Origin of the sequence: Moorella sp. E306M (genome assembly GCF_006538385.1) — a bacterium.
Lineage (GTDB): Bacteria > Bacillota > DSM-521 > Neomoorellales > Neomoorellaceae > Neomoorella.
The window spans coordinates 1,617,941-1,631,777 of record NZ_BJKO01000001.1 but is presented as its reverse complement, the minus strand read 5'-3'; the positions used below and the strand labels follow the sequence as shown (position 1 = coordinate 1,631,777).

Below are 13,837 nucleotides of genomic sequence, written 5' to 3'. Positions count from 1 at the left end.
CTGGGAGTCAGTCCCGAGGCCGGCGCCCAAGCAATAAAAAAGGCGTACCGCCGTCTGGCCCGGCAGTACCACCCCGATAGTAATCCAGGTGATAAGGCTGCCATAGAAAAATTCCTCCTGATAACAGAAGCTTATCAGTACCTTTTACACCATAAACTCCCCGGCCACCACTCTCTCTTGGCAGCCGGCGTTACCCTGGAAAATGAGGATGCGGACAAACGGTACGCCCGCTGGTGGATGGAGCATTTCGGGGAGTTTTTCTAAAACTTAAAGTACCAACAAAAGAAAGGTAAGTCTTTTGTAGCACAGGTACTTGTCCAGGAACCTTGTATATGCTATTAATATGTCTAGAGGAAAACTTAAAATATGTTGAGCATAGTTGAGAAACGCTGAGTTAGAGTTCAGATGAGACGACTCGGAGCTTTTGGGGTGAGGACCAGCTTGGTTAGAGCTGGTTTTTTTATTTATAGAGGAGGCCTGGATAGATATGACTACCGCATTACCCATTGTAACCGAAGTTAAGGCGCCCGCCGACCCGGAGGCCCTTTATGCCGCCCTCGCCGGCGGCCGGGAAAACAGCTTTCTGCTGGAAAGCGCCCTTTTTCACCCCCGCTGGGGCCGCTATTCCTTTTTAGGCAGCGACCCCTTCCTGGTAGTCAAAACCAAGGGCTACCAGGCCCGGCTCTCCTCTCCCGGTCAACCGGTGCAAACCCTTACCGGCAATCCCTGGGAAATCATCCGCTCCCTTATAGCCCCCTACATCCTCCCCCGGCGAGAACAACCCATTCCTTTCACCGGTGGCATTGTCGGCTACCTGGCCTATGACCTGGGCCGTTACATCGAGAAGCTGCCCTCACAGGCTGCCGACGACCTGCCCTTCCCGGAAAGTTACCTGGCTTTCTATAGTACCATCGTAGCCATCGATCATCACGAGGAAAGGGTCTACGTGGCTGCCAGCGGTTTTCCGGCTACCGGTCCCGCTGCCGTAAAAGAAGCCCTGGCCCGGATAAAGGAAATAACTGCGCGCCTGCAAAAGGTAAGACCCCTGCCGCCCCCGGCAGGAGCAGACGGCATCAGAACACCCGTTAACTCCCTTTTTACTCCCGAATCTTATTGCCGGGCCGTCACCAGGGCAAAGGAATATATTGCCGCCGGAGATATTTTTGAAGTAAACTTATCCCAGCGCCTGCAGACAGAGCTTGCTGTAGAACCCTGGGAGCTTTACCGGTGCCTGCGGCGGGTTAACCCGGCTCCCTTTGCCGCCTACCTGTCCTTAAAAGAAGGCACCATCGCCAGCGCCTCGCCGGAAAGGTTTTTGCGGGTCAGTCAAGGCCAGGTAGAAACGCGGCCCATTAAAGGCACCCGGCCCCGGGGCCGGACCCCGGCCGAAGATGCTGCCTTACGCCAGGAGTTATGGAACAGTGCCAAGGACCGGGCCGAACTGGTGATGATCATCGACCTGGAAAGGAACGACCTGGGCCGGGTCTGCCAGGTAGGGTCGGTGCGGGTGCCGGAGCTTTTTGTCCTGGAAGAATACGCCACCGTTTTCCACCTGGTAAGCACCATCACCGGCACCCTGCAGCCCGGCAGGGATATGGTGGACTTGTGGCGGGCCACCTTTCCCGGAGGTTCCATTACCGGGGCACCAAAAGTACGTTCCATGGAAATCATCGAAGAACTGGAGCCGGTAAGGCGCAGCGTCTATACCGGCGCCATCGGCTACCTGGGTTTTGACGGCGAAGCCGACTGGAATATCGTCATCCGCACCTTTCTCCTGGCCGGCGGCCGGGCCTATTTCCAGGTCGGCGGCGCCGTCACGGCCGACTCAGAGCCAGAGAGGGAGTACCAGGAAACCCTGGACAAAGCCCGGGGACTGATCCTGGCCCTGGGATTATGAAAGAGGGGAAACGGCGCCCGGAAGGAAACTGCCCCCGTTCTTTCCGTCCTACGGCCCGAGCATTTAGCCGCTCCGGCAAGGACCATGGAAAGTAGAAAAAAGCTCACCGGCAGGTGAGCTATTTTCGGAGGAAAACACCTATGCCTGCAGCAATCGTCTACCTTAACGGCTCTCTCCAGCCCCTGGCAGAAACGGCAATCAGCCCCGCCGATCCTGGTTTTCTGTACGGGGCGGGGTTATTTGAAACAATCCGCATCGAAAAGGGCAGGGCCCTTTTTCTCGCCGAACACCTTCAACGTCTTACCAGCAGTGCCCGGCGCCTGGGCTGGCCTGTACCCGAAACCTCCGGCCTCCCAGCAGCTATCCAGGCTACCATCGCCGCCAACCAGGTGACCACCGGCCGCGGCCGCCTGAACTTTTTCCAGGGCGGCCAGGGCTACAACCTGATGTTTACGGCCGAAAACGGCCTGCCCTATACACCGGAAGATTACCGCAAAGGCTGCCGGGCTGCCATAGTCACCATTCGCCGCAACCAGCACTCTCCCCTGGCCGGCCTCAAGACCATGAACTACCTGGAAAACCTCCTGGCCCTGGCCGAAGCCCGGAAGAAGGGTGCCCGGGAGGCCCTGCTTTTGAACCTTGACGGTAATCTGGCCGAAGGCAGCCGCAGCAACCTCTTTCTTATCCAGCAAGATACCCTTTATACTCCCGACCTGGCCAGCGGCCCCCTGCCCGGCCTGGCCCGGGCCCGGGTGCTAAAACTCGCCGCCGGCCTGGGCCTGGCGGTGAAGGAAGAACCCTTAAAGCCCGAGGCTCTCCTGGCTGCCGGGGAGGCCTTTCTCACCAACAGCTTGATGGAGATCCTTCCCCTGACATGGGTGGACGGCCGGCCCGTCGGCAACGGCCGGCCCGGCCCGGTGACAGCATTGCTCCAAGCCAGGTACAGGGAAGAAAAATTTATAGACAGGACCTTGAATTAATGCTAAAAGTAAAACCGCCCCTACTGGGGCGGTTTAATGTTGATGCGCTTGTTAAAATCGTAGAAGTCGACGGTCATGATCAGTTTGTCCTGGGGGCGCTGGCGGTGGGCGGCTTCCAGGGAAACTTTGCGGATGTAGTTGCTTCCCCGTTCCACCCAGAACTGGTAGTAAAGATCCTGCCAGTAGCTGTTGAGGAACTGGTTGTTGACCTGCGGCCGGCAGGTGAGGAGGTAGGGCCTCCCCGGCACCTTTTTCTGGCGGCCCAAAAACTGCAAATCATCCACCCGGGTAATTTTTAAAATGGATAGGGGATTGATTTCAGCCATATACTTTTCTTGCTCCAGGGGGTTGTTGCCAGGGGTGACCATCCAGCGTTTGGAGGTCGGGTCGCGAAAATAAGTGGTATCTTTGACCTGGTAAATCTCCACCGGCTGGCCGGTCATCTGGCCCTTTAAATACAGGCTGCCGTCACCGGCCCGCTCCCCGTCCAGGCTGCTTAAGCCTATTTTATTTCCCCCGGTAATCAGGCTTGCCTCGACGTGGAAACGGTAGCTGGTTGCCTGGTTGGTAATATCCAGGGCCTGGACGATAAGTTCCTGGGGTTCCACCTTTATTTCCCGCAGGTAATAGACATAAGACCAACCACCGGCCAGGGTCAGGACGAGCACCACGGGTAAAATAACCTGCCAGCGTAAAAATTTACCAGCCAACAAAACCACCTTCCCGCCAGAATCCCTATTTAATTGATATGGCAGGCGGAAAGGGTTATACCTGGATATTGCTGGGAGTAAAATACGTCCAGGAGCCAGCACCTTCTAAAACAGGTTACATATAAACACCATATTCAGCTACCGCCCGGTAAAGGGCCAGGACGTTCTGGGGCGGCAGGTCGGCACTCAAAATACCGCTGGAGGTAGAAAAGATATACCCGCCGCCGGGAGCCGCCGCCAGCAGGAGCTGCTCCACTGCCGCCGTAATGGTTTCCGGCGTACCTGAAGCCAGGAGATTCAAGTCGAAGTTGCCCATCAAGCACAGGCGCCCGCCGTATTCCTTTTTAATGGTGCCAATATCCATGCCGGCGGCCGGTTCCAGGCACTGGATGCCGTCCAGGGGTAAAGCTGCCAGGTCGGGTAAAATGGCCTGTAGGTTACCGTCGGAGTGGTAAAGGACCGGTACACCCATAGCCTTAATAGCTTCCACCTGGCGGCGCAGGAAGGGCAAAAAGATTTCCCGCCACAGGGCCGGCCGGATATATGTCCCCCGTTCATAGGCGATGTCGTCACCGATAATCAAGGCGTGAGCCCCGGCCTGGACACAAAGGCGGGCCAGCTCCACGTTAAAGTCGACAACAGCCGCGGCCAGGTCGCCGATGGCTCCCTCCCGTCCAGCCACCGCCAGGAGAAAATCCGTAAAATCAAAAAGCTTACCGGTTCCCTGGAAAGGGCCGTCTACAAAGGCAAAAACGAAGAAATCCGTCTCCTCCCGCCAGCGCCTTAAAAGAAGCAGGTCAAAAGCGTTCGCGTCCGGCAGGCGGTAACTGGCTGCTTCCTTGATGGCGGGGATAGCTGGGGCCTGGACGGTAGTGAAGCCCCCCTGCCGCCGCAGCCGCCGACCCCAGACATCCCGAAAGCAGTCATTCCCCTCTTCCTTTAACGGCGCCCGGGGGGTAACGGCCAGGAGGTCCATCCCCAGAAACTCCCGGGCAGCCACCTCCGCGGCAAAACCTGCCGGTCCTTCCCGGCCCAAAAGTACTGTCACCAGCCCGGGTTCAAGCTCAAATTCTCCTGCCGGCACCCGGTCGGGTCGTCCTCGGGATAGAGCCACCTGCACCCGCTCAACATGGTTCACGGGCCTTCACCTCCAGAAGTTATGGTAATAAAAGCGACTTCATAAACACATCCCGGAAGGACGGCCGGGTCATGAGTTCGATATAGCCCACCTGGCGGGCTATTGTTTCTCCCCGCCGCCTTTCGTCCATGGAAAGGAGGGCCAGCCGCGCCCCGGTGCCGGCGGCATTGCCCACCTGGCGGAAGGCGTTCAAAGGAAGTTTGGGGAACATGCCGATGGCAATGGCGCTCTCCAGCTTCAGGTGGGTGCCAAAGGCCCCGGCGACCACGACTTCTTCCAGGTCGTCCACCGTGAGGCCCGCTGCCTCCAGGAGGAGCAGGGTGCCGCTGGCGATGGCCGCCTTGGCCAGCTGGATCTCGCCGATGTCCTTCTGGGTTACCACCAGGTCGCTGTCAATGCCGGTTTCCTCCGCCGGTACCAGGAGGAATTCCAGCGGGCCGCCCCCGGCAGGTCGCCTGACTCGGGGATGATTTAAATCCAACCGGCCGTTGGCATTAATGACGCCGGTGCGGTAAAGCTCGGCCACGGCATCGAGAATACCGGAGCCGCAGATGCCCAGGGGTGGTACTCCGCCGATGCTTTCCCAGTAGACCTCCCGGCCGTCGTCACTTAACCGGACGGCAGCAATGGCCCCGGTAATGGCGCGCATTCCCTGGGCGATGTGGGCGCCTTCAAAGGCCGGCCCCGAGGCACAGGAACAGGAAAGCATTTTGCCACCGTAACTTAAAACAATCTCCGTATTGGTACCGATGTCCAGGCCCAGGGTTACCTTGCGGGCTACGTCAATACGGCTACCCAGGATCATGGCCACATGGTCGCCGCCGACAAAGCCGGCAATTACGGGCTGGAAATAAACATAGGCACCCGGGCTGAAGTTTAAACCCAGGCTCCGGGCCTTTACCTCTACCGGTGTGGTCAGGGCCGGGACGTAGGGGGCCCGGGCGAGCTGTTCTACGGGCAGGTGCAACAGCAGGTGGTGCATGGCCGTATTGCCCACGATGACGGCTTCCTCAATGTCGGTCGTTGTTACGCCGGCCTTCCCGGCCAGGGTGGCTGCCAGCCGGTTCAGCCCCTCGATGGCTACTTCTTGAATGCGCCGGTATCCCTGTTCTCCCTCCAGGGCGTAGCCCAGGCGGGCCATGACATCTTCACCGTAGGCGATCTGGGGGTTCATGATCCCGTCGGCAGCCAGGGTAGCCCCTGTTTCCAGATTGATAAGAAAACCGGCCACCTTTGTGGTCCCCAGGTCGACAGCCAGGCCTAAGGGCGGCGGCGCCGGCCGGCCGGCATAAATGTTGATCACTTCTTTACCGCGTACCGTAACCACGCTGGTGCCGCCGGCCGCCATGGGTTCTGTTACCAAAGCCAGGTTAAAATCTATTTCCGGGCGGTCCAGGCCATAAGTGGCCTCCAGTTCGCCGGCCACCTGCTGCCAGAGGGGCCGGGGGTTCTCAATGGTCGTCCTGGTTAAAGAGAGGTTATACCTTTTAACTGGCGCTTCCGGGACTACTGCAACGTCCAGCCCTTCCACCTGAAGTTTCTGAATTCCGAGCATGGATTCCGGCGGGATTTCCACTTTCAGCGGTCCCTGGATGACTGCCTGGCAGGCCAGGCGATAACCCTGTTCCAGCTGCTCCGGCTTCAAGAAGCGTTTTTCCGCCGCGGCCGGCTCCCCGGCGTCGCCAGCGGCTACCCGCACCCGGCAGCGGCCGCACAACCCCCTGCCGCCGCAGGGTGCCGTCAGGCCCCCCGCTCCCAGGGCCAGCCCCAGCTGCTGGGCTGCGGCTAAAATAGTCTGGCCGGCTGCTACCTGCACCCGTCGGCCCACCGGCTGGAAATCAACCAACACTTCCTTCAAACTTAGCACCCCCTATTTTGCGGAACACGCTGGGCGTGTACCCTTCTTGCTTTTTAAATACCTGTCCGAAATAACGGGCGTCATGATAACCTACCCGTTCTGCTATTGCCGCCACTGGCAAATCGGTATTTAACAACAATTCTTTGGCTACTCTAAGGCGTACTCTGGTCAGGTAGTCAATAAAGTTCTGGCCCTTAACCTGTTTGAAGAGGCGGCTGAAATAGCAAGGACTTAAATACACCTGCTGGGCGACTTCTTCCAGGGTGAGATCCTTGCTGAAGTTGGCTTCAATAAACTTGCTGGCCCGGTCAATAAGGGAAGAATTACGTTGTTCCCGGCTGGCTGCTACCTGATCTACCAGGACCATCAGGCGCTCCAGGATGAGCTGCCGCATATCCGCCAGGTTATCAAGGTTTAAAAATTCGCTGCTGGCGGCCAGGGTGAGATTAGAAACGGCCTCCGGATCGGCCCCGCCCTCCAGGGCGGCATTGGCTGCCAGGGCCACCAGCTCCAGGAGTTTCATTTTCAGCAGGGCGGGGCGCCTTTCCTGTTCCAGGGCCAGTTTCATTAAAATATTGCTGGCCTGGCGGTAAGCCAGCTCGCGATCACCCATGCGGATGGCCTGGCTCAGCTCTTGTCCCTCTGAAGCCGGCAGGGAATGGGTGGTCATTGACCTGGTGGTAACGTCGTCAGCGTGAATAACCTGGTCGCCGCCATAAAGCAGGCGGAATTCAGCTGCCACCGTCGCCTCGGCATAGGAGCGGGCCAGGCCGGTGACCTTTTCAGCCGGGCGGCCGATGCCTACGGTGACGGTCACTTGCGTATCCCGGCGCACCTGGCGGCAGATAGCCTCGCCCAGGTGGATAGCGGCCTGACGGACGTCACGTTCCTTTTCCAGGTGATCGAGGGGCAGGAGAACGGCAAATTCGTCCCTGGTGGCGGGAGCTACCAGGGCCCCCGGCCAAGCGGCCGTTGCCTTTTCAATACTTTCCCTTACCCGTTGCTTTAAAAGCTGCCGTTCGATTTCCGAGCCTTCCCGGGCCAGGCTGGCAAAATTATCAATATCCACCAGCAGGGCCAGCCGCGGGAGGGAGGTAATCCCCAGGAAAAGGGCGCGGCTTTCGGCCTCGGCTGCCGTTATATTCCCATTAATCAGATCCATAATAAAACCCAGGCGGATCAGGGGTTTCATTTTTTCCAGGGCCTCTTTGAGGCGGGCCGTTTCCTGCTGGCGCCGGCGGCTTGCAGAAATATCGGCAACCAGTTCATCCAGGAGCTTGATCATTTCTTCCCCGTCTACCGGCTTTAATAGATATTTTGAGGCACCCAGGGAAACAGCTTCGCGGGCGTAATCAAATTCGCCATAGGCGGAGACAAAGATAAGCCTGGTTTCGGGAAGAAGTGACCGTATCTCCCGCCCGGCAGTAAGGCCGTCCATGACGGGCATCTTAATGTCCAGGAAGACAATATCCGGCCTTAAAACTGCTGCCAGGTTTACGGCCTCCATACCATTACCTGCTTCCGCGGCCACCTGGTAATGGGGCCGTTCCCTGGCCAGTAAAAAACGCATGGCCTGCCGTTCCAGGGGTTCGTCATCAACAAGCAGGATCTTGATTTCCGTGGACAAACTCACCTCTCACTTCTCACTTCCCATTTCTCAAATTGTATATGGAAAAGTAAGCTGAATGCAAGTCCCTTTTCCCGGCGTGCTGGTAACATCCAGGGCGCAGTTGCTGCCGAATTGATGCTGCAGGCGCCGGTAGACATTGACAATCCCCAGCCCGCTGACCTGGCCCTTGCCGCTGCCCCGTACCTGGAGGTCAAAAATGGCCTTCTGGACGTCAGGAAGAATGCCAATGCCGTCATCCTTTATTTCTATATGCACCTGGTCCCCCACCCGGCGGCCGGAAACGGTAATTTTCCCGCCCTCCTCCTTGGGCTCCAGGCCGTGGATGACAGCGTTTTCCACCAGGGGCTGCAGGACCATGCAGGGCACCCGAGCATCCAGGACAGCCTCCTCTATCAGTACCTGACTCCGGACCCGGTCCGGAAAACGCGTCTCCTGGATAAAGAGGTAGTCGCGCACGGCAGCTACCTCCTCGGCCAGAGTCACCGTTTCTTTGACCTGGTAGAGGCTGTAGCGCATGAGGCGGGCCAGAGCGCGCACCATTTTTTCCGTAGTTGCCGCCCCCTCAAAGAGGGCCAGGCGGGCGATGGTATTTAAAGAATTAAACAAGAAATGGGGACTGACCTGGGACTGGAGGACTTTGAGTTCGGCATCCTTCAGGGCCTGCTCCAGCTGGTGCTGCCTTTTCAGGAAGTGGATAAAGCTCGCGCGCTGCTCCTCCAGTTCTTTATTGACCAGTAAAACGGCGTTGAGCTGCATGATCTGCCCGGAGACAAAGGAGAGGAGGCCGCAGACGGCTTCTAGATCCTTTATGGACAGCACCGGTACGGCCGTCTGCAATTGAGCCGGGGCGGGATCGCCCTCTAAAAGGCAGTGGCCGCAGAGGACGGCTCCCACAGTCCCGTCTTCATTGGCCAGGGGATAAGATATTTCCACCAGGCCGGCATGACAGCGGTAAATAAAAGCTTCTTTAAAATTACCCGCCAGGGTGGTAACATCCACGTCTTTGGCCGGGCTGCCCTGAAGTAAATGGCAATGGCGGGAGCATTCCAGGAAGCCTCCCAGGGGGGTCAAAGGATTGCCGGCGGCATCCACCATGACCAGGTGCAGCCCGGTCATACGGGTAAAGGCGCGCTGCAGGTCTTCCAGGGAACCTTCCCCAAAGAATAAATCCAGGGTAGCCGGCGCCAGGACCGCCTGGCGTTTCTGGCCGGCGTCGATCAGGTCCTTGATCAGCTGGACGGCGGTGGCAGCATCGGGCGCGTAGCCATCGGCCCCCATTTTGGCAGCAATAGTCTCATTGAGGGGCGTACCGCCCACCACCACTTTAACCTTACCCCGCCAGCCGGCCTCTTGCAGGGCTTCAATGGTTTCACCCATGGCTTTACGGGTAGAAGAAAGGAGGGCTGACAGGCACAGGACGTCAGGACGGTATTTAATTACCGCTTCGACAAAGGTACTGGGGGCGACATTGACGCCCAGGTCAATTACTTCAAAACCCGAGGCTTCGAGCATTATCCCCAATAAATTTTTGCCGATATCATGGATGTCTCCCTGAACGGTACCGATAATGGCCCGCCCCACCGGCTGCACCTGGCCGGCCAGCATAAAAGGCTTGAGTTCCTTTAAACCGGCGTGAATGGCCCGGGCGGTAATAATCAGGTCGGTGACGTAAATCTCATTGCGTTCAAACCTTTCTCCCACCACATCCATGGCGGCCACAAAGCCGTCGGAAATAATCTGGGCCGGTTCTACCCCGGCGGTCAGGGCCTTTTTAACTTCTTCCCGTGCCTGGACGGCGTTGCCGTCGATTACAGCCTGGATCAAATTTTCCAGGGAAAAAGACATATTTTTCCTCCTAATAAAAACGACCGCAGCAGGGAGCCTCCCTGCCTGCGGTCGGATTTACTCGCAGCTTAAGCTTTAATTTTCCCCGCGCGAGCGGCGGCAATATATTCCAGGCAGTATTCATCCTGGCCGGCCAGGGCTGTAGCCGCTTTCAAAAGACCCATCAGGGGCGTATCCAGGGGATCAAGAATAAAGGCATCCATCCCCCTAGTTAAGCACATAACCATAAAAGCCCGGTTTAAAAGCCGGCGCTCCGGTAAACCAAAAGAAACATTGGAAAGGCCGCAGATGATATGAACTTTGGGATACTTTTCCTTTAATGCCGCCACCGCGTCAAGAGCTTCAACGCCGTACTGACTGTTAACCCCCAGGGGTTTGATCAGGGGATCCAGGTATATATCGTCTTCCGGTATCCCGGCCTCTAAAAGCCCTGGTACCAGCTTGCCGGCTACCCGCAAGCGGTCGGCCACTGATTCCGGCATGCCGCCGTCGTCCATGCAGAGGGCAATGACCCTGGCTTTATATTTCTGCACCAGGGGCAAAACTTCCTCCCAGCGCTGCTTCTCTGCAGTGATGGAATTGATCATGGCCCGGCCTTTATGGGCCGCCAGGCCAGCGGCCAGAGCTTCGGCGCTGGGACTGTCGATACATAAGGGTACGTCGACGACTTCCTGGACTATATTGACCAGCCAGGTCATCACTTTGTCTTCTTCACCGATGCTTGTCCCACAGTTGACGTCAACAATGTGGGCTCCGGCCTCAACCTGCTTCCTGGCCAGGTCCTGGATGTATTCCTTATCACGGTTGGCAATGGCCTGGGCTACAGCTTTACGACTGGAATTTATTAGCTCACCGACAACCAGCATCTCCTGGCCTCCTATGACGCCAGCAGCTGGCGGGCAAGATCTACAGCCGAGGCAGCATCGGGAGCATAGCCGTCGGCTCCGATTTCATCGGCAAATTTTTGGGTTACTGGAGCGCCGCCGACCATAATCTTGATTTTATCGCGGTAAGCCGCCAGGCCCTCGACAGTTTTCTTCATCTGCATCATGGTGGATGTCAGCAGGGCCGAAATGCCGACCAGCTGCGGTTTGTGCTCTTCTACCGCCTGGACAAATTTCTCTACCGGCACGTCGATACCCAGGTCAACTACCTTGAAGCCGGCACCTTCCATCATCATGATGACCAGGTTCTTGCCGATATCGTGGAGGTCGCCCTTAACCGTACCGATGACGAAGGTTCCTTTATCCTCCAGGGCGTCACCTGCAAGCAGGGGTTTGACCACATCCATACCGGCATGCATGGCCCGGGCCGCCACCAAGACCTCAGGCACGTAAACTTCATTGTTCTTAAACTTGACGCCAATGATATTCATGGCTGCAATCAGGCCGTCGTTAATAATGGTGGTGGGAGCAATGCCCTCATCCAGGGCCTTCTGGGTCAGCTCCTTGACCTTGTTGGCGTTGCCGGCCATCAAGGCTTCTTTAATTTCCTCCAGGACTGCCACTTTGCCTTGCCTCCTTGAGAATATTCATGTTGGTTCATTTTTAAGTTTATTTTAAGATTACTTACGCTGCAAGGCTAAATTCTTGCCAAAGGTTTGTTTTCTTGCCCTAGGAGGATATTATCTGGATATCTTTTCCCCGTTGGATTCTGGCAGGCCCCTTCCCGGACTTCAAGGCGAAAGCTCCCGGCGATACTTCGCCCGGCCGATCGTATATAAGTCATTCCCCTCGGAGTCAATACCCACAATCACCGGAAATTCTTCTACTTCCAGGCGGTAGATGGCCTCCGGCCCCAGGTCTTCGTAGGCAATGACGGTGGCCTTTTTAATGTGCCGGGCCAGGAGGGCACCCGCACCACCGGTGGCCAGGAAATAGACGGCCCCGACTTGCTGCATGGCCTGAATTACTTCCGGGCTGCGGCCGCCTTTACCGATCATCCCCCTCAAGCCCTTTTCCCTGATGAGCAACGGCGCGTAGGCATCCATCCGCCCGCTGGTAGTGGGTCCGGCAGAGCCGATCACTTTACCGGGCCGGGCCGGGCAGGGGCCGACGTAATAGATAATCTGGTCGCGGAGATCGACGGGCAGCTCGCCGCCGGCCCGGAGGGTTTCCACCATCCGCTTGTGGGCCGCATCCCGGCCGGTTAAAATAGTACCGCTAATTAAAACCTGATCCCCGGCCCTTAACTTCCGGGCCGTTGCCTCATCCAGAGGCGTCGTTATGCTAAGCACAGGCCCACCCCCTACAGAATTGCGGTGGCATGCCGGACGGCATGGCACTGCAGGTTGACGGCGACCGGTAAAGAAGCAATGTGGGTCGGGTAAATTTCTATATGGACATCCAAAGCCGTTACCCTTCCCCCCAGGCCCTGGGGTCCGATGCCGGTGGCGTTGATAGCCGCCAGCAGTTCTTCTTCCAGTGCGGCAACATGGCTTAAAGGATGGCGCTGCCCCAGGGGGCGCAGGAGAGCCTTTTTCGCCAGGTAAGGGGCCTTTTCCAGGTTGCCGCCTATGCCCACGCCGGCGACAATGGGCGGGCACGGGTTGCCGCCGGCCTCCTCCACCACTTGGAGTACATATTTCTTTATGCCCGCCACACCGTCGGCCGGTTTGAGCATCTTTACCCCCGACATATTCTCGCTGCCGGCGCCCTTGGGGGCCACCGTAATCTTCAAGCGATCCCCGTCGACTATCTCCGTGTGGATAATGGCCGGCGTATTGTCGCCGGTATTTTTACGCAGTAAAGGATCGCCCACTACCGATTTGCGGAGGTAGCCTTGCGTATAGCCCTGCCTCACGCCGGCGTTGATGGCTTCATAAAGATTGCCGCCCGTAATATGTACCTCCTGTCCCACTTCCACAAAGACTACCGCCACCCCGGTATCCTGGCAAATGGGCTCCCCGGTACCGGCCGCCAGCCTGGCGTTTTCCAGGAGTTGTTGTAATATATCCCGCCCTAAAGGCGCTTCTTCCCTGGCCTGGGCTGCCGCCATGGCCTGCCACCAGTCCGGCCCCAGCACCGAGCAGGCCTCGATGCACAGCCTGGCCACTGCCGCCGTGATTTCCCGGGCTTTAATTTCACGCATTACCTTCCCGCCCCTTTGCATGAGTCCGGTATATTTATGGGACCGAAAAGCTTCGTTATTGTTGCCTGCTGCCCGGTTTGACAACCGGTAAGCCCTGCCGGCATAAGGGGCAGTCTGCCGGCTTATACGTCTCAATATCAAAGGTGATCAATGATTGTACCGGTACACCTATATCCGCCCTGCCGCCGCTGCGGTCCACCAGGACGCCGACCCCCACCGGCACCGCGCCGTGCTCCTTTACCACCTTGATTACCTCTCGCACGGAACCACCGGTGGTGATGACATCTTCCACCACCAGCACCCGTTCCCCCGGCTCCAGGGTAAAACTCCGGCGCAGGGTCATGACGCCATTTTCCCGTTCGGTAAAGAGGGCCCTGGCGCCGAGATTGCGGGCCATTTCATAAGACATAATAATGGCACCGATGGCAGGACCCACTACGGCGGTAATACTCTGGTCCTTAAATCTTGCCGCCAGGTCCCGGCAGAGGAGGGCGTTTTCCTCCGGGAACTGCTGCACCCGGGCACACTGTAAGTAACGGCCGCTGTGGAGGCCTGAGGTTAACACAAAATGTCCCTCCCATAATACGCCTGTACGGCGAAAAATGGCCATGATTTCTTCCCGATCGAGCACTTGTTTCACTCCTCTAGATATTTTACTTGTCTGCTATCTCTGCCCTAGAGGCAGCGGT

Annotated in this window: 12 protein-coding genes and 1 pseudogene; 3 read left to right on the top strand and 10 right to left on the bottom strand. The window is 57.7% G+C overall.

Features of this window, described 5'->3' with window-relative positions; translation table 11 throughout:
- From FLZ89_RS16440 to FLZ89_RS08580, 3 genes and pseudogenes are all read left to right on the top strand, one after another.
- Positions 1-144 (top strand): annotated as a pseudogene (locus tag FLZ89_RS16440) (J domain-containing protein); the annotation flags it as partial.
- A gap of 343 nt (positions 145-487) precedes the next feature.
- A complete protein-coding gene (pabB, locus tag FLZ89_RS08585; protein WP_141262915.1) occupies positions 488-1,897 on the top strand; it encodes an aminodeoxychorismate synthase component I in 1,410 nt (469 codons plus the stop codon).
- Positions 1,898-2,037: 140 nt separating this feature from the next.
- The gene (locus FLZ89_RS08580) at positions 2,038-2,877 is read left to right on the top strand and encodes an aminotransferase class IV (protein ID WP_141262916.1); all 840 of its coding nucleotides are present in this window, start codon (positions 2,038-2,040) and stop codon (positions 2,875-2,877) included.
- Between the two features lie 20 nt (positions 2,878-2,897).
- Here FLZ89_RS08580 and FLZ89_RS08575 read toward each other — a convergent pair whose 3' ends face one another.
- The 10 genes from FLZ89_RS08575 to pyrE form a co-directional block, all read right to left on the bottom strand.
- Positions 2,898-3,587: a hypothetical protein gene (locus FLZ89_RS08575; RefSeq protein WP_141262917.1), complete on the bottom strand. Its 690-nt coding sequence runs from the start codon at positions 3,585-3,587 to the stop codon at positions 2,898-2,900.
- Positions 3,588-3,702: 115 nt separating this feature from the next.
- Complete coding sequence (locus FLZ89_RS08570) at positions 3,703-4,725, bottom strand: uroporphyrinogen decarboxylase family protein (RefSeq protein WP_141262918.1); 1,023 nt, start codon at positions 4,723-4,725, stop codon at positions 3,703-3,705.
- A 19-nt stretch (positions 4,726-4,744) separates the two neighbouring features.
- On the bottom strand, positions 4,745-6,574 hold the full coding sequence (locus tag FLZ89_RS08565; RefSeq protein WP_253256546.1) for an ASKHA domain-containing protein: 1,830 nt from the start codon (positions 6,572-6,574) through the stop codon (positions 4,745-4,747).
- Positions 6,564-8,216, bottom strand: a complete 1,653-nt coding sequence (locus tag FLZ89_RS08560; protein ID WP_172613519.1) for a response regulator transcription factor — start codon at positions 8,214-8,216, stop codon at positions 6,564-6,566. Before FLZ89_RS08560 ends, FLZ89_RS08565 begins: the two co-directional genes overlap by 11 nt.
- Positions 8,217-8,240: 24 nt before the next feature.
- The gene (locus FLZ89_RS08555; RefSeq protein ID WP_141262921.1) at positions 8,241-10,058 is read right to left on the bottom strand and encodes a histidine kinase; all 1,818 of its coding nucleotides are present in this window, start codon (positions 10,056-10,058) and stop codon (positions 8,241-8,243) included.
- A 68-nt stretch (positions 10,059-10,126) separates the two neighbouring features.
- Positions 10,127-10,924, bottom strand: coding sequence for a methyltetrahydrofolate cobalamin methyltransferase (locus tag FLZ89_RS08550; RefSeq protein ID WP_141262922.1), 798 nt, complete (start codon positions 10,922-10,924; stop codon positions 10,127-10,129).
- An 11-nt stretch (positions 10,925-10,935) separates the two neighbouring features.
- The gene (locus FLZ89_RS08545; protein WP_141262923.1) at positions 10,936-11,565 is read right to left on the bottom strand and encodes a corrinoid protein; all 630 of its coding nucleotides are present in this window, start codon (positions 11,563-11,565) and stop codon (positions 10,936-10,938) included.
- A 168-nt stretch (positions 11,566-11,733) separates the two neighbouring features.
- Complete coding sequence (locus tag FLZ89_RS08540; RefSeq protein WP_141262924.1) at positions 11,734-12,294, bottom strand: Fe-S-containing hydro-lyase; 561 nt, start codon at positions 12,292-12,294, stop codon at positions 11,734-11,736.
- 11 nt (positions 12,295-12,305) lie between these two features.
- Positions 12,306-13,148: a fumarate hydratase gene (locus tag FLZ89_RS08535; RefSeq protein WP_141262925.1), complete on the bottom strand. Its 843-nt coding sequence runs from the start codon at positions 13,146-13,148 to the stop codon at positions 12,306-12,308.
- A gap of 55 nt (positions 13,149-13,203) precedes the next feature.
- On the bottom strand, positions 13,204-13,779 hold the full coding sequence (gene pyrE / locus FLZ89_RS08530) for an orotate phosphoribosyltransferase (RefSeq protein ID WP_141262926.1): 576 nt from the start codon (positions 13,777-13,779) through the stop codon (positions 13,204-13,206).
- Between the last annotated feature and the right edge of the window lie 58 nt (positions 13,780-13,837).